Source organism: Amycolatopsis methanolica 239, assembly GCF_000739085.1.
GTDB classification, from domain to species: Bacteria; Actinomycetota; Actinomycetes; order Mycobacteriales; family Pseudonocardiaceae; genus Amycolatopsis_E; species Amycolatopsis_E methanolica.
This window is the reverse complement of sequence record NZ_CP009110.1, coordinates 2300958-2316979: the sequence shown is the minus strand read 5'-3', so window position 1 is coordinate 2316979 and position 16022 is coordinate 2300958. Positions and strand designations below refer to the sequence as shown.

The 16022-nt window shown below is 72.7% G+C and carries 15 protein-coding genes; 9 read left to right on the top strand and 6 right to left on the bottom strand.

Features of this window, described 5'->3' with window-relative positions:
• Positions 1-78: 78 nt before the first annotated feature.
• The 6 genes from AMETH_RS11080 to AMETH_RS11065 all read left to right on the top strand — a co-directional run bounded on the left by AMETH_RS11080 (position 79) and on the right by AMETH_RS11065 (position 3540).
• Positions 79-1671, top strand: coding sequence for a tannase/feruloyl esterase family alpha/beta hydrolase (locus AMETH_RS11080; protein ID WP_026153008.1), 1593 nt, complete (start codon positions 79-81; stop codon positions 1669-1671).
• 257 nt (positions 1672-1928) lie between these two features.
• The gene (locus AMETH_RS39910; protein WP_223843116.1) at positions 1929-2111 is read left to right on the top strand and encodes a hypothetical protein; all 183 of its coding nucleotides are present in this window, start codon (positions 1929-1931) and stop codon (positions 2109-2111) included.
• Positions 2104-2373: a nuclear transport factor 2 family protein gene (locus tag AMETH_RS11075; protein ID WP_223843115.1), complete on the top strand. Its 270-nt coding sequence runs from the start codon at positions 2104-2106 to the stop codon at positions 2371-2373. Before AMETH_RS39910 ends, AMETH_RS11075 begins: the two co-directional genes overlap by 8 nt.
• Complete coding sequence (locus AMETH_RS39905; protein WP_223843114.1) at positions 2370-2825, top strand: SDR family oxidoreductase; 456 nt, start codon at positions 2370-2372, stop codon at positions 2823-2825. The genes AMETH_RS11075 and AMETH_RS39905 overlap by 4 nt, the downstream gene beginning before the upstream one ends.
• On the top strand, positions 2822-3100 hold the full coding sequence (locus AMETH_RS39900) for a Rossmann-fold NAD(P)-binding domain-containing protein (RefSeq protein WP_223843113.1): 279 nt from the start codon (positions 2822-2824) through the stop codon (positions 3098-3100). The genes AMETH_RS39905 and AMETH_RS39900 overlap by 4 nt, the downstream gene beginning before the upstream one ends.
• A 23-nt stretch (positions 3101-3123) precedes the next feature.
• Positions 3124-3540: a DUF6292 family protein gene (locus AMETH_RS11065; protein ID WP_017981526.1), complete on the top strand. Its 417-nt coding sequence runs from the start codon at positions 3124-3126 to the stop codon at positions 3538-3540.
• Here AMETH_RS11065 and AMETH_RS11060 read toward each other — a convergent pair.
• The 4 genes from AMETH_RS11060 to AMETH_RS11045 all read right to left on the bottom strand — a co-directional run bounded on the left by AMETH_RS11060 (position 3537) and on the right by AMETH_RS11045 (position 9729).
• Positions 3537-3908 carry a DUF5994 family protein gene (locus AMETH_RS11060; protein WP_017981525.1) on the bottom strand — a complete coding sequence of 124 codons (372 nt, stop codon included), beginning with the start codon at positions 3906-3908 and terminating at the stop codon, positions 3537-3539. The two genes, AMETH_RS11065 and AMETH_RS11060, sit on opposite strands and share 4 nt — an antisense overlap.
• Positions 3909-4127: 219 nt before the next feature.
• On the bottom strand, positions 4128-5333 hold the full coding sequence (locus AMETH_RS11055; RefSeq protein WP_026153007.1) for a hypothetical protein: 1206 nt from the start codon (positions 5331-5333) through the stop codon (positions 4128-4130).
• Positions 5330-8281: a DEAD/DEAH box helicase gene (locus tag AMETH_RS11050; RefSeq protein ID WP_017981523.1), complete on the bottom strand. Its 2952-nt coding sequence runs from the start codon at positions 8279-8281 to the stop codon at positions 5330-5332. The genes AMETH_RS11055 and AMETH_RS11050 overlap by 4 nt, the downstream gene beginning before the upstream one ends.
• A gap of 11 nt (positions 8282-8292) precedes the next feature.
• A complete protein-coding gene (locus AMETH_RS11045; RefSeq protein WP_167345516.1) occupies positions 8293-9729 on the bottom strand; it encodes an SEFIR domain-containing protein in 1437 nt (478 codons plus the stop codon).
• 141 nt (positions 9730-9870) lie between these two features.
• Here AMETH_RS11045 and AMETH_RS35680 point away from each other — a divergent pair, with 141 nt between their 5' ends.
• Positions 9871-11034: a toll/interleukin-1 receptor domain-containing protein gene (locus AMETH_RS35680; RefSeq protein ID WP_017981521.1), complete on the top strand. Its 1164-nt coding sequence runs from the start codon at positions 9871-9873 to the stop codon at positions 11032-11034.
• Here the strand turns inward: AMETH_RS35680 and shbA are convergent.
• On the bottom strand, positions 11016-11675 hold the full coding sequence (gene shbA, locus AMETH_RS11035; RefSeq protein ID WP_051079521.1) for an RNA polymerase sigma factor ShbA: 660 nt from the start codon (positions 11673-11675) through the stop codon (positions 11016-11018). The two genes, AMETH_RS35680 and shbA, sit on opposite strands and share 19 nt — an antisense overlap.
• Before the next feature lie 303 nt (positions 11676-11978).
• Between shbA and AMETH_RS11030 the strand changes: the two genes are divergently transcribed.
• Positions 11979-14582, top strand: coding sequence for a hypothetical protein (locus tag AMETH_RS11030; protein WP_017981519.1), 2604 nt, complete (start codon positions 11979-11981; stop codon positions 14580-14582).
• A gap of 6 nt (positions 14583-14588) precedes the next feature.
• Here AMETH_RS11030 and AMETH_RS11025 read toward each other — a convergent pair whose 3' ends face one another.
• A complete protein-coding gene (locus AMETH_RS11025) occupies positions 14589-15491 on the bottom strand; it encodes a hypothetical protein (RefSeq protein WP_223843112.1) in 903 nt (300 codons plus the stop codon).
• Between the two features lie 322 nt (positions 15492-15813).
• On the opposite strand from AMETH_RS11025, the gene AMETH_RS11020 reads away from it, so the two are divergent.
• Positions 15814-15996: a hypothetical protein gene (locus AMETH_RS11020; RefSeq protein WP_017981516.1), complete on the top strand. Its 183-nt coding sequence runs from the start codon at positions 15814-15816 to the stop codon at positions 15994-15996.
• Positions 15997-16022: the final 26 nt, after the last annotated feature.

Genomic DNA, 16022 nt, shown 5'->3' with positions numbered 1-16022 from the left:
TGGTCCGCCGACATGGTGGACGGTCCCAGGCGCTGCCTACCCTGGCGATCTCGCAACGGTGCGCAGGGAGGACCGTCCATGAGATGGTCTGTTGCCGTGCTCGTCCCGGCGCTGGCGGCCGCGGCACTCGCGGCGCCGGCGCAGGCGGATCCGGCGGCGTCGTGCGCCTGGCTGGCGGGGCTGGCGATCCCGGCCGCCGCGATCGGCCTGCCGACCAGCGGTGGCACGGTGACGTCGGCCCAGGACGCGGGCACGTACTGCCAGATGGACGCGGCGCTGCACCCGGTCGACCCGGCGGCGCCGGACATCCGGATGCGGGTTGCGTTGCCGGCGAAGTGGAACGGCAAGGCGTTGATGTTCGGGGGCGGCGGCTACAACGGCACGATCCCGAACGTGGCGGGCAACGTCCCGTTCGGACCGGTCGGCGGGCCCACTCCCCTGGCGCGCGGTTATGCGACGTTCGCGAGCGATTCCGGTCACCAGGCCTCCCCGACGCACGGCCCGGCGACCTCGCTCGACGGCTCGTTCGGGGTGAACGACGAGGCGGTGCGCAACTTCTCGGGCGACGCGCTGAGAAAGACCCGTGACGCGGCGATGTTCCTGATCGCCGAGAGGTATTCGGCGCGCCCGTCGCACAGCTATTTCGCGGGCGGCTCGACCGGTGGCCGCGAGGCACTGGCCGTGGCGCAACGGTGGCCCGCGGATTTCGACGGCGTGATCTCGGCGTACCCGGCGTGGAACGCGGCGAGCCTGGACCTGTTCTTCGGGTACGAGGCGCAGGTGCTGTCGCAGCCGGGCGCGTTCCCGAACCCGGCGAAGCAGACCCTGTTGTACCGCAGTGTCGTTCAGGCCTGCGACGGCCTCGACGGCCTGCGGGACGGGGTGATCTCGAACGAGCCCGGTTGCCGGTTCGACCCTCGGTCGTTGCGCTGCCCCGATGGCGCCGACACCGGCGACACGTGCCTGTCGGACGCGCAGATCCGCGCGGTGAAGGCGATTTCCGCTCCGCTGCGGTGGAACTACCACCTGAACAGCGGCGAACGCGGCTACCCGGGTTTCCCGTTCCTGTCCGGCGCGGCGATGACCACCCCGCTGCTCGGCATGGGCACGGTGGCGCCCGCCAACCCGATGCCGACCACCGCTGGTTACGGTGTCCAGTTCTGGGACCAGTGGGTGCGGTACTTCGTGACGCGCGACCCCGGTTTCGACGCCCTGACCGTGGATCCGCGGAACCCAGGCCGGTGGCGGGAGCGGATCGCCGAGCTGGCCGGACCGCAGGACGTGAACAACCCGGATCTGAGCCGTTTCGCCCGGGGCGGCGGCAAACTCCTGCTGCTGCACGGAACAGCCGACGAGCTGGTCAGCCACCGGTCTACAGTGGACTACTTCGAGCGGGTGGAGCGCTCACTGGGCAAGCGGGCAACGGCCTCCTTCGCACGGTTTTATCTGATCCCCGGCGCGAACCACGCGAACGTGAGCGCAGCCTTCCCAGCCGCGTGGGACTCGCTGACCGCACTGGAGAACTGGGCTGAGCACGGAGAGCCGCCGCTCGACCCGGCGGTCACCGACGCGACTACCGGCCGGGCCCGCCCGCTGTGCGAATACCCGGCCTGGCCCCGCTACCGCAGCGGCGACCCAGCCGCAGCAACAAGCTTCACCTGCACCGGATGATCTGTGAACACAAGGTAGCTGGGTGGTCATCCACCCGAGGTGAGACGAGGCACCCCTTGGTCATCCCGGAGCCTGCCCGTCCGGCGACGACTCTTTTGATCTTTAAAGCCGCGCCTTCGCGCGGAAACAGCGGGCGGGGGAGGTCTGGTTGGGGTAGTCGGCCTCCTTGCGTTGCCGGTCGGCGGTGGCGTTGATGACTCCACCCGGCGCTATTGGGGACGAGACGGTATCGTCCCGACTATCTGAGGAGCGTTGTCGTGAACCTCTCCCCCGAGGATCGGCGTCGTCGCGCGCATGAGGCTTTGGATCGCCTTCACGAGCGCGTGCTGGCGCATGACATGGACGGCTTCGCGCCCGGCGGGGTCATGGAGTTTCCCTTCGCGCCGCCCGGGTGGCCCGTCCTCCGGGACCGGGAGGCGGTGCGCGAAGTACGTGCGTGACTACACCGACAACGTCGACATCACGGCGATCACGTCCCGGCCCCGCCATGAAACCGCCGACCCGGACGTGCTGATCGTGGAGTGGGAGGTCGACGGCACGGCGCTACGCACTGGGCGGCCGTACCGGATGCGGTACGTCAACGTGGTCCGGGCGGGCGCCGAGGATACCGAGTCGCTGCGGGACTACTGGAGTCCGCTCGCCGCCGGGCATGCGCTCGGGCGGCTCGGCGAGCTCGTCGCCATGCAGGAGGGTGCTCAGTGAAAGTCCTGGTCACGGGCGCGTCCGGGAACACCGGGCGTCCCCTCGTGCGGTTGCTCACCGAGGCGGGTGCGACGGTCCGCGCGGCGAGCAGGCGCACCGGGTTCGACTGGTCCGACCCGGCCACCCACGACGCCGCACTGGACGGGGTGGAGCGGATGTACCTGGTCGCACCGGTCGGGGTCGCCGAACCGGAGCCGCTCGTGCGCCCGTTCCTGGAGCGCGCCCGGGAAGCGGGGGTGCGCCGGGTCGTGCTGCTCAGCTCGTCGGCGGTCGCGACCGGCGATCCGGGGCTGGGCCGGGTGGACAACTCGGTCCGGCAAACCATGCCGGAGTTCGCCGTGCTGCGGCCGTCGTGGTTCGTGCAGAACTTCACCGGCGACCACCCGGCGGCCGAGAGCATCCGGACCCGCGGCGAGATCGTGACCGCGACCGGCGAGGGGCGGGTCACGTGATCACCGGCCCGGAGGCGATCAGCTACGCCGAGGCGGCCGCGATCTACAGCGAGGTGACCGGCGTCCAGGTGCGGCACACCAGCGTCGCGACGGCAGACCTGGCCGACCGGTTCGTGGCCGCGGGCTATCCGGCCGACTTCGCGGCCGCGCTCGCCGCTCTGGACGAGGGCATCCGGCACGGCAACGAGGACCGGGTGACCGGGGCCGTGCACACCCTGACCGGCCGCCCGCCGAAACCGCTGCGCCGCTTCCTGGCCGAACAGCTCAGGAACTGACGCGGCCCAACTAGGCTGGGCACATGGATTCTCCCGCCGCCGGCCTGACCGAACTCAGCCGCGGACTCGCCGGATACCTGCGGGCAGTCGCCGAAGCCGTCGGCGTGCCGGCGGAAGCGACCTCCTTCGAGCTCAGCGACACGGCCACCGCGTACCTGGGCCTGACCCGCCGGTGGCCGACGCGGCCGGGCGAGGACCTGATGCTGGTGTGGAGCGAAGGCAGCGGCTGGGCAGTGGCCGTGGAGACCGGGCCGGGCGAGACGCCGATGGTGCTCGCCTGGTTCGCCGGGGACGACGTGGTCCCGGAACCGGCGGACGTGGCACGGTTCGTCACCGGGGTCATCGCCGCGGACCGCTCCGACGCGCCCCGCCCGGTCTTCGCGGTGGACGTCGGCCGCAACGAACTCGCCGCGCGGCTGGCGCGGTACGTCGAGCCCTAGGCGGGCGGCACCACCACCAGCACGAGGCGGTCACCCGCCGAGGTCGTCACATCCACCGTGTCCGAATCCTGCCTGCGGTAGCCGACGACCGGGACGAGCGAGCCGCGCCGGTCGAAGTGGCGCACCGAGGGGTCCCAGGCGGTCGCGTGGTAGGCGATCCGGTCGATCGGCCCCAGGCGGGCTGCCAGCACCGCACGCAGTGCCGGCAGCTCCGCGGACAGGTCTCGCGACCGTGGCCACCAGGCCCCGTCGACGTACCCCGGGGTGGGCACCGACGGGTTCTGACTCGCTCGGAGTTTCAGCCGCGGCGGCCCGGCGGCCATACCGGCCTTCGGGGTGGTGGTGCGAACGTGCGGGCCCGACGACATGCCGGTGCTCCTGCCCCCGGCCCGTGACCGGGTCGGCGTCAGCTGCCGAGAACGGCGCCGGCTTGACCGCCCGCGCGCGGGTTGCTCTCGACCCCCCTGACGCTACACCCTCCAGCGCCCGATGGCGGTGTCCGCGCACGGATTTCCGTGCACGGACACCGAAAAGGGGGACGGCCAACCCCAGGGCACTCCGGAGTCCACAATGTACTCGAGACGACCTCAGGAACCGGCGTGCTCGGCCAGAACCGCCGCCAGCGAACCCATCCCCGCGCGCCGCGCCAGCGCACTGACCTCGGCCACGGTCCCAAGGGCAAGGCCCAGCCGGCGCGCGAGGCGCACCACCCAGTCGCCGACGTCCGTCCGGCTGGCGGTGACATAGGCGTCGATCCGCCGCAGGAACGCGTCCTCCCGGATCCGCTCGTCCTCGCACCACACGCCCAGCACGCCGGTGCCCAGCGGCACGAACGAGCCGATCCGGCTCAGCGGCACCCGGCCGGACGGCCGGAACGCCGTCGCGGGGAGCGTGACCTGCCAGAACCCGCGCTCGGTCTGAACCGCCCTGACTCCATGGACGCCCTTGTCCGCCAGCCAGTCGGAGATGCGCTGATCGTGCCGTCCCGGCTGGACGGCGAGCGTTTCCGACTCCACCAGCCCGGTGATCTCGGGCAGCGACCCGCACAGGTCGCTCAGTTCCGGGTCCGCGGTGTCGGTGATCTGGCTGTAGACCAGGTAGCGCGGCGCGCGCCGGGCATCGGCCGCGCGAACCAGGTACACCGGCAGGTACACGCATTCCTCGCCGAGGCTCTCCGGCTGCTCGACGCGGAACGGCAGATTATAGTGGTCCCGGTCCGACCGGCCCTCGAGATCGCGCAGCGCGTCCCGGCGGAAGCCGTGCGTGCTGGTCAGTTTCAGGAACCGCGGGTACGGGTGGGCGGCCGTGGCCGCGGCGGCCTTGTCCGCGGTCAGGAACGTGACGGTGCCTGCGTCGTAGTAGCCGCGGCTGAACGGCCGTGAGGAGAACGCGTCGAAGTACATCTTGCGCCGGTCCTCCCGCGTGGTCACGTAGCAGATCTGGTCCCGCTGCGACCGCAGGGCCAGCTCCGTGAGGGCGAGACGGCCGTCCCGGACGGCGACGTGCCCGATGGCCGACAGCACCCGGACGGCGCGGTCGACCAGGGGCTCGTCCAGGGCGAAGAACCGCGACAGCTCGGCCACCGAGGTCAGCCCGCCCTCGAGGATCCCGCGCTCCAGGAAGCGGTCGATGAGCTCGTAGGGCCTGCCCTCGGTGACGGTGGCGCGCACCTCGACCTGCCACACCGGCAGCAGGATCGCGAAGATCCGCGACGGGGTGAGCCCCTGTTCCCACGCCGCGTCGTCGAGCGCCCGCTCTTCGGGGTACAGCAAGGGTTTTCCGCTGCCGGTCATGCCAGTTCCGCTCCCGCTTCCCGCTGCTCCAGCACGGTCATGAGCTCCCGGTGGTGCCGCACCTCGCCGTGGGCGAGCACATGCGCACGCAGGAGGTGGGCCAGGTCGCGGAACCCGCGGTCCCGTGCCCGGCACAACATGTCCATGTCGCCGACGAGCACCAGCTGCCGCCGGGCGCGGGTGAACGCGACGTTGGCCCGCCGGAGCTCGTCCAGGAACCCCACTTCGCCGGCGCGGTTGCTGCGGGTGAACCCGTAGAGGACCACGTCACGCTCGCCGCCCTGGAAGGCGTCGACGGTGCCCACGTGGTGATCCACCGCATCCAGGTCCGGGATGTCCTCGGTGAGGAGCTGGGCGATCAGCCGTCGCTGCGCCCGGTAGGGCACGATCAGCGCCCAGTCCGCGCCGAGCCGGTGGTAGAAGGCGGCGAGCCGGGCCAGCAGCCGGGCCTCCGCGTGGTTGACCGTCCCGCGCGTCGCACCGCGCCGCACGGGCGTTTCCGACCGGTCGCGCACCGGCAGCTGCGAGGTGTCGGCGAAGACCAGCGAGCCGGTGAACAGCGGGTCGTTGTGCACGCGCTCGACGTGCGTGGTCAGCCGCCCGCCATAGAAGGCCGCGGAGGCGAAGTCGGCGATCACCTTCGGCATCCGCCGCTGCTGGGTCAGCGCCACCAGGTGGCTCGGCGGCAGCGCGTGCCGCTCCACCAGGATCTCCAGTGCGCTCTTGGTCACGAGATCCCGGACCGCGGGGTCGCCGGTCTCCTCCGCCCACGCCAGCACGTCGCTGCCGACGATCGGGGGAAGCTGGCGGTGATCGCCGACCAGGACCGCGCGGTCGGCCCGGACCAGGGGGACCAGCACGTCCGCCGTGCCGATCTGACCGGCCTCGTCGATGATCGCCAGATCGAAGGTCTCCCCGGCGATCTCCGGACGGGACGCGGCTCCGGTGCAGGTGGCGCCGACCACGTCGGCGTACCGGACCAGCTCCGGGTACAGCTGCTCGGTCGCCCCGGACACCGCGGTCCGCCACTCGTCGAGCAGCCGGGCGCGGGTGGTGAGGCACGCCAGCCAGGGCCCGAGCCCGACGTGGACGTCGGTCAGCGCGGCCAGCAAGGCAGCGGGATCGCCGGTGTCCGGCGGAACCGGCACGGCGTGGACGGGCCCGAGCGCCGCCCGGATCGCGTCGAGCGCCTGACCGGCCTCGGCCGCCCGCCGGCGGCGTGCCGACACCGCCTGGTCGAGTACACCGGCCGCCGCGATCACCTGGGGCGCGTCCCGGGTGGCCAGGTCGAGCGCGGCGGCGGCCTCGTGCAGGCGGCCGCGCAGCACGGCGGCTTCCTGGCCGCGGGCCGCCAAGTCCGCCCGCAGCCGGTCGGCGCGGTCGCTCCGCCGCCGCGCCATCCACGCGGCCCAGCGCCCGCTCCACGACCCGCGTCGCCGCGCACGCTCCTGGCGTTCGAGCAGGCTCCGGAGCCGGTCGGCGCGTTGCGCGGCCGCGCGTTCCCGGTCGCCGAGAGCGCGGGCGAGGTCGTCCACCCGCTGTTGAGCCGGCCCGCCCACAGACCGGCGAGCCGCATCCAGTGCCTGCCCGGCGCGGGCCTCCGCCGCCAGGTCCTCCCGCAAGGCGGCGATTCGCCGGCCGAACTCGCCGGCCCACTCCTGCGCCGCAGGCACACCTTCGTAACCCTGCCGCGCGACCGCCGTGGTGGCGATGATCTCGGCACGCAGCTCGGCGGCCAGGTGTTCCAGCAGGAACGCGCGGCCCTCCGCGTCGACCTTGCCCTCGCTGCCGACGCGGACCACGACCACGTCCCGGGGCAGCTTGGCCAGGACGTTGTCCACCGCCCGGTTCGTGAACGACGCGATGAGCGTGCGGCCGCGGTCCGGCGACAGGGCACGAGCCCTGGCGATCTCGCTGATCGTGCGCGTCTTGCCGGTGCCGGGCGGGCCCAGCACGGCCAGCACGTCGCGGACCCCGAGCGCGGCCCGGAACGCGGCGAGCTGGTCGGCGTCGAGGGTCTCCGCCGGCTCGGCGGACACCGCCGTCAACGGCCGCGCGTCGTGGTCGACGAAGACGGACATCAGGTTGCGGTTGTGTGCCTTCCGCGACCGCAGGAGGGCGACGGCTTCGCGCTGCTTGGCGTAGACGACCTCGTTGGGCCGGTCCTGGAGCTCGCCCTGCGGCGCCAGCCGGTTCCAGTCGAGCGGCTGGTCGAACCGCACGGTCACCAGGTCGTCCTGGACCCGGACCACTTCCCCGCGTTGTTCCGGCTCGCCACGGAGCCGGACGAGCCGTCCGCGCTCCGGCATCCGGTCCCCGGCGATCCGGAACACGTAGACCGGCGCGCCGCTGAAGCGCCGCTCCCCCACCGGATCGGCCGAGCGGTACGGGTACCTCGCCAGCGAGTCGTCGTCGCGCGCGGCGAACCGGCGCGTGGTTTCGACGAGCTCGTCGAGCGTGTCGAGGAACCGTTCGTGGGCCGGAGAGATGTCCGGGGCCTGTCGCCGGTCTCCACGCGCCCGCACCAGCGCATCCCATTCCCCGTTGAGCCGGGGCCAGTAGGCGCTGCTGCCGGGCGGGATCTGCGGCAGCTCGAACACCGCCCGCCATTTGGTGCGGACCAGGAGGTGCCCGTCCGCGAGGCGGTCGTGGTCGCGCATCCGGAGCGGATCGATCCCCACGACCAGGTAACCGTCCCTGTTGCGGGTGGGGAACAGGGTGACCACGTAGCCGTAGGTGTGCAGCCGCAGGCTCCGGTCACTACCAGGGCGGCTCGGTTCGGCGACGGTCACGGGCACGCCCTCCTGGCGGACGGCCAGGTCCCGCAGCACCTGATCGAGTCCGCTCGGCAGACCGGGGTGGTCACGGCCGGTCCTGGCCAGCTTGGTGTGCAGCTCCCTGGCGGGCACGAGGACGGCGGGCGTGGGGAGTTCGACTGTGCGGAACAACGGGCGGGTCCTCAGGCGGGGATGGCGGGGAGGTTCGAGAGAGCCGGGATCAGTGCGCTCAGCGCGGGGCGGGCGGCCGGGTCGGCCGCCAGCGCGGCGTCCAGGACCTCGGCCACACCGTCCGGCAGCGCGGGCACCCGGACCCGGATCGGCAACGCCACCGCCGGGCTGGGCGGGGTTCCGGTGAGCAGGTGGTGGGTCACGGCCGCCACCTGGTAGACGTCGGTGGCGGCGCCGGTGCGCCGGGAGCTCCCGCGGCGCTGCTCGGGCGCCCGGTACCGGCCGGGTCCTTCCCCCGGCGCCGGCGCGGAGGCGGCGAGGCCGAGGTCGACGAGCGCCAGACGGCCGTCGTCGAGCCGCACGATTCGCTCCGGCGTCAGGTTCCGGTGCGCGGCACCGGCAGCGTGCAGCGCGGCGAGCGCGCCGCAGAGCCCGGCTACGCCCCGCAGCACCTGCCGCATCCGCCACGGGTCGACGGTCTCGCCGACCGCCGGGATGTCGGTGGCGAGCGTCTCGCCCGGACCGCCGAGGCTCCGCGACGACGGCCAGCGGGTGGCGAGTGTCGCGAGGTGACCGTCGCGGAAGAAACCCAGAGGCCGCGGCAGTTCCGGCGCCCGGCCGTCCAGCGCGGTCAGGATTTCGTGCTCCCGGGCCAGTGCGGCGACGGCCGCGTCCGCCGCTCCCGTCGGCTGCCGCACCTCCACCTGCCGGAGCCAGGCGCTGCCGTCGTCCGGCGGCAACGCCGAGGCCCGTGCCTGGCGGCAGACGGCCGCGTGGTCCCGGTTCGGGTGTTCCGACCAGTGCTGCCCGTCCACGAGCCGTCGAACCCCGCCGAGGTCGACGACCGCTCCCACGGCCAGGACCCGGTCGGTCGGCGGAGCCGCGGCGCGGTGCACCACGACGACCGGGTCGACACCGGGCATGGGAGGGGTGAACGTCCCGAGCGGGGGCTTCTCGTGCAGCGGCGCGCCGCTCAGGACGCGCAGGAGGTCCTCGGCTGCGTCGCGGGTGAATCGCGGGATCGTGTAGTAGCCCTGGGACGACGGGCACAGGCAGTCCGGGATGTCCTCGGGACGGCCGCCCGGCAGGACGACAGGCAGCACTCGCCGGGTCGACTCCGGGATGTTGCGGGCGAGGTTGTCGCGGAGCATCGCCGCTTCGAGCTCACGCGTGCGCCCCTCGGTGCGCTGCCGCCCGCCGTCGGCCACGCGCTTGTACTCCGGCGAGGCGATGGCCAGCACGAACTCGGCTGTCCGCAACTGGTCGACGGTCCACGCGATCCAGTCGCGGCGCTCGGTGGCGTGCCACTCGTCGTGTTCGGCATCCACACCCAGCCCGGTGCGCAGGAATGCCGCGAACTCCCGCACCGACCTGACGTGTTCCGGCGAATCCCGCGTGTAGGAGACGTACACCCGCGGTGAAATACCGACGGTACCCGGATTCCGCACGTTGGCCATCCTTTCCCGGATCCCGACCGCCCGTACGTTCTCACGGGAAACGCCGCCCGCGCAGGCGAATGGGCAAGCTGTCCACTATTTGTCCAGCGCGACTTCCGGACCGCCCCGGGAACGGTGCTCTATCGTTTCCCGGTGGGTTCGACCGTGACCGTCTTCATTTCCTACGCGCATGACGACGAACAGCACCGCGCGACGGTGCGCGAATTCGCTGCCTCCTTGCGCGCACAGGGCATCGACGCGGACATCGACAGCTGGGCGGACACCGACCGCCGCGACTGGCAGGCCTGGGCCACGGAGCACATCCTGAGCGCCGACTTCGTGCTCGTCGTGGCGTCCAAGGTCTACCGCGAGATGGGCGACGGCCTCGGGCCCGCCGACCGCCACCGCGGCGTCCAGGCCGAAGCGGCGCTGCTGCGGGACCTGCTCTCGGAGGACCGGGAAAAATGGACCAGGAAGGTCCTGCCCGTGATCCTGCCCGGGCACCGCATCGACGAGATCCCGCTCTTCCTGCAGCCGTACAACGTGGACCGCTACGACGTCAGCTCCCCCGGAGGCGTGGAGTACCTCCTCCGCACGCTGACCAGGCAACCCGAACACGTCCGCCCGCCCCTTGGCCCGCCTGTTGTCCTGCCACCGAAATCGGGTCCCGGCGCGGTTCCGGCCGGTCGGTCACCACAGTGGCGGCGGCTCGCCCGGCCCGCAACGGTGGTCTGGGTAGCGGATCTCCTCGGCCGCTACCGCCCGCAGCGGGCCACGGTCGAACTGCACCTCGCTCCCGTCGAAGACGGCGACCGGCTCAGGATCCGACGGCTCCAGCAGCTCGCCGATGAGCTGGCCGGCACCGGTCGCGCCCGGGACCTGTTCACGCACGCCCAGGCTCTGGACACCGGCTTCTCGGACGAACTCGCCTGGGCCTGCACCCGTGACGGCGACGCAGGGCTGGCCGTGCACCGGGACGGTCAGCGGTCGTGCTGGTTCGGCTTGCCGGCGAGGTCGATCGGCTCGGTGCTCGACGAGAACGACCTGACCGGCCGGCTCGCGGACATCCTCGACCTACTCCTCCGCGTCGACGTCCCGCTGCCGCGCGACCTGGCTCCGGCGATCGGACTCGACCACGCCATGTTGGTCTACCTCGGACGGCTGGACGAACCCTCGCGCAACTCGGTCACCGTGCACGGGCACGACCGGGTTCGCGTGGATGCGGAGGAGGCGCTGGCCGTTGCGGACCTGCGCTCGTCGGCTCACGACATCGCCGACGAGCTGGTCGCCCGGCTCGTTCACCGGCTCCGCTCCTGACCGGACTCCTCCGCGATCATCCGCCGCAACCTCGTCAGCGCGCGGTGCTGGCTGATCCGGACGTTGCCGGGCGTGATGCCCATCGACTGGGCGGTCTCGGCCGTGGACAACCCGGCGACGACGCGCAGGCCCAGGACCTCCCGCTGCGCCGGCGGGAGTTGCGCCAGCAGGCCGTTCAGACGTCGTCCGAGGTCGAGGGTGAGCACGTGCTCCTCGGGGTCGCGCCAGACCGTCCCGTCTTCCGGCAGCTGCGCCACCGGCTCCGAACGGTCGCGCGACACCAGGCGGTAGGCGTCGGCCACCTTGTTCGCCGCGATCGCCCGCACCAGGAACAGGAACGAGCCGCCCCGGTCCTCGTAGCCGGGCAGCGCTTTCACGACGGCCAGGCACACCTCCTGCGCGACGTCGTCGGCGGAGAGGTAGGACAGGTCACGGCCGCCCATCCGCGCCCGGCAGTACCGGGCCACCACCGGTTTGACGAGTGTCATCAACGTGTGAACCGCGCGTTCGTCGCCCCGCCGGGCGGCCGCGACTACCGGGTCGAGCACGTCCTTTTCGAGCCGCCCCTCCGGCCTCGGGAGATCCGCGAGAACCGCGTACTCCCCGGTGGGGCCGGACGGCGGCGGATCGACGGCGGTCACCGGCGGCGAAACACTGGCGGTCACGGCTCGGCCCACCACGACGCCACGGCGAGTCCGCTTCCCGGGCCAGCCGCGGTACCACTGGCGATGTCCATCTCTGTCTCCCTGGTAACGAGGACGGGTACCCGGTTGATCGGGGTGGCGCGGTTCGCCGTTGCGGTGGCGCGGTTGTTGTCCTGGATTTGTCCGTTCGGCGGCTGACCGGCCGCGGCGGGACAGGTCAATTACCGGACACTTCCGGAAAGGTGTAGCGGACGGGCCGCGGATGCCGATCCCAGCGCCGTGGTTCTCCCGGATAAGTCAGTGCGGCGCCCGAGGGTCCCGCCCCGCTGCGACGTCTTCCTGACCTTCCCCCACGCCGTCGCCGGGGCGGGCGGGCTCGAGCGCGAGTTGCGCGAGCACGGGTTGACCGTGCGGTTCGACGACGATCCGGACGGTCCCGACGTCGTCACCGCCGCGACCGCGGAAGCGCTGGCGGGCGCTCACCTGTTGCTCGCCGTGCATTCGCGGTCGCGGCCGTTGAGCGGGCCCCGCCAGTGGGCGCTGATCACGACCTTCCTGGCCGCGTCCGGTGGCGGCTCGAGCCGGGTGCTGGCGCTGTCGGCGGATCGGGACGTCGCGCACCTGGTTCCGGCGGAACTCGCCCAGTGCGTCGTCCCCATGCCCGGGAGCGCGGCCGAACTGGCCGAGATGGTGCGGGAACGATGGCCCGTGGAAAGCCCCGTGACCGATCAGTTCGCAGGCCGCCACGAGGTGTTCTGGAGCATCCACAAAGCCCTCTGCGGCGCCAGGTTCGCCGTCGGCGGGGCGCCGGCCGCACCGGCCGCGGTGATCTGCGGGGCGCCCGGATCAGGCAAGACCGCAACGGCCGGGCGGTACGCGACGCTCTTCCGGGGCGCCTACCCCGGTGGGACCGTCCGCACCGGACCGTTCGGTCACCTCGATCCGGCGGACTTCCTGTCGCTGTTCCACCTCACCCTGTCGGCCGCGCTGTCCCGGCGGCTCGCGGTGGACACGACCGGGCTCACGCTCCCCCAGCTGCGACGGCTCGCCGCCGAACGGATCGACGAGCCCACTTTGGTGCTCGTCGACGACGTCCCCGCCGGGTTGCCGCCCGCCGTCCTGGACCAGATCGTGCTGCCCACAGCGCAGGTGGCGACCCTGGTGACGGCACGCGTGGCGCAGCCGGCCTGGCCCGCCCCGGCGATCGGCCTCGCCGGCCTGCCGCCATCGGACGGACTCCGCCTGTTCGACGGCATCCGCCCGCTGCGCGAGGACGAGCGTGATGCCGTCCGCGGTCTGGTCGAACGCTGCGACGGGCACCCCTTCGCGATCCGCGCCAACGCCCACCTCCTCCGCAGCAGGCCGGACACGCTCGACGCGGAAGTGCTGGCGGCACGGCCGAGCACCGCTCCGCAGGCGATCCTCGACCTGATCAGCGAGCTTCCGGCGGTCGCGCGGAAGCTCGTGCTGCTGGGCACCGTGCTCGCTCCGGTCCCGATCCCCACCGGCTTCGCCGCCGAAGCGCTCGGACTGTCCACTGACGCCGTGACCGCGGCGGCCGGTGAACTCGTGGCACGCGGCCTCGCCCGGCCCGCCCCCGGCTGCATCCGGCTGCACACACTGGTTCTCGAAGTCGCCCGCAGCGCGTTCCCGCACGCCGAACCTGACGCCAGAGTCACCGGCACCACACTTCGCCTGCTGGCGGACGACCCCCGGCATCGGGTACTGCTGCTCCAGCACGCCAGGGCACTCGCGGAGCGGGCGACCGGGCCCAGGGCGGCCCTGTTGCGTCCCGTCGCAGCCGCCTACTCCACCCTCGGAGATCACGCGGCGGCGGGCGAAGTGCGGGCCGCCATCCTGGCAGGCAACGCCACCGCCGCCGACTACGCCGACGCCGCCCGCGTGGAGATCGACTGCGGCCTGTACGCCCAGGCGGTCCGGCACGCTCGGCACGCGGTGGCGGCCGCCACCGACGAGACGGTCCGGTACGAAGCCGGCCTGACCGCCGCCGAGGCCCTGGACTGCCAGGGTGACTACGCCGCGGCGGACGAGGTGTTCTGGCGGCACGACGCGATCCGGTGGCCGCGCCGGCCGGAGCTGCGGCTCCGCGCGATCACGGCGCTCGCCAGGGCCCGGCGGTTCCGGGGCCGCCCGGACCGCGCCCTGCCGTTGTTCGACGGGGCGCACGGGCTCCCCGCGGACGCCGACCGCACGGCGGCGATGGAACTCGAGCACGCGCGGAACCTGCTCCTGATGGGCAGCTTCCGTCCCGCCCGTGACCTGGCGGCCGACGTGGCCGGCGCGTACCGACGACGGGGCCGCCACCACCACAGCGGTCACGCCGAAGCGATGCTGCTGTGGGCGGACGCGGCGCTGGCGCTGGACATGGAGCACCTGCACACACCGGACGAGCCGGCCGTGCTGTGGGACCTCACGGCGAAGTACCGCGAGCAGGAGGGCGCCCGCAGCCCGCTGACCCTGGCCGCGTCGGTGCCGGTGGCTCGCGCGCTGACCGCCGCCGGGCGCGTGCAGGAGGCGCTCGAAGTCCTGTCCGGAACCGAAACGGTCCTCCTCGGCGAGTTCGGTGACGACAACCCGCTGCGGTACCGGGTTCGCCACGCGATCGCCTCGAGCCACGGGCGGCTGGGCGACTTCGGCCGTCAGGCCCGGGTTCTGGACGACATCGTCGCCGGACAGGCGAGGGTTCTCGGCTTGCGGCACCCCGAGACCCTGGCGACCCGCCTCGACCTCGGCATGGCACTTGCCTTGGCGGACCCCGCGTCGCGGAACCGCGCCACCAGGATCGTCGACGAGGCGGCCGCCGACGTGCGCCGCACCTTCCGAGCGCCTCGCGCACTGTCCGCAAAGGCCAGTGCGGCGCGGGCCACGGTACGGACACCGTGAACCCGGTCAGCCCCCGGCGGCGGGGCGCCAGCGCACGCCGTAGGCGAACCCGGGTACCAGGTGGCGGAACTGCTCGTGGACCTCGCCGGCCTCGTCGGGCTCGATCGGCGTGCCGCGAGCGGAGTGGTCGCGGGCGTCGTCCTGGAACGCCTTGTCCAGTCGCACGACCTCGGCCGGCAACGGCCGGGCGAAGCGGATGTGCAGGTCGAACAGGTCGCAGGGGTGCCGCGGCACGCACACGTAGTGGGGCTGGCGCAAGCCCGCGCGGAACCGCAGCGCGATGTCGTGCCGATCGCCGCGCCGGAGGCGGCCGGGCGGCCGGAGCGCGAGACCGATCCGGTCGCTCGACTCCATGCGCCGCCCGGTCAGCACACCACCGTAGAACACGTCGACCTGCAGGTCCGTCTCCTGCAGTGGCGTGCTGTTCGGCCCCGCCGAGGTCAGGGTCAGCGCCAGGTCCAGCTCGTCGATCTCGTCCGCGTCGACGACCACTCGCCGGAACTCGAACGCCTCCGGCACCGGCTGGTCGAGCGCGAGCGCCACGCGGAGCTCCTCGGTGTGCCAGCTCCGGCTGGGTGCCGGCGCCTCCGCGGGCTCGGCGCCGGCCACCGCGAGTTCGGCGAGCCGGTCGATGCCCTCGTCGATGCGCCGCCGGACCGTGCGGGCGTCCCGGTCCAGCGTCTGCGCGGCCCAGTGCACGCGTTCCTGGTAGAAGGGGTGCTGCGCCTGCTCGTGCAACCCGAACGCGGCCAGCAGCGACGTCCGCAGGTCGTCCGGCAGCGCCTCGATGAGCGCCCCCAACCGGTCTGACACCTTCTGCCGGATGACCGCGGCATTGTCCGCGGCGGAAATGCCGCACACCGCGTGCAATGCCGGTCCGACGCGTTCCACCAGCCGGTTCGCGGACACCCCTCGCCCCTTTCGCAGAATCTTCAGCTCCGCAGCCACGTCCGTCGTGCTGACGCTCACCCGTCCTCCCGCAGTTTCCGGCGCGATTCCACATCCTGGCCACCCCTGCGCGCCTTGTCCAGCAGCGGCGCGACGGACCGCGCGATCGTCACCGCCCGGTTTCCGTTTCCCACCGGAGCCGGAAACAGGAAACTCCTTGTCGGGCGCACCCCGGGAATCGCATTCTTGGTGAGCCGCCGGAAATCCGCGGAAAACCCTTCGAACCACGGAATTCCCGTGTTCTCGAGTGCCGCCCCGGCACGTCCCGCAAAAGGAGACGAAAATGAAAGTCGTCTGCTCGTTTTCGCTGCTCCTGCGAATCGCCTTCTGGTTGACGGTGCTGGCCGTCGTGCTGGGCGTCTCGCTGGGACACCGGCCCGCGGCGGCGCCCGTGAGCCACCCGGTCTCCGTGGTCGGCGAGGCCGGGGAGGAGGTACCGCAATGCAGACCCACGCCGTCGAACTGATCGTGACCCTGCTGACCATCGTCTTC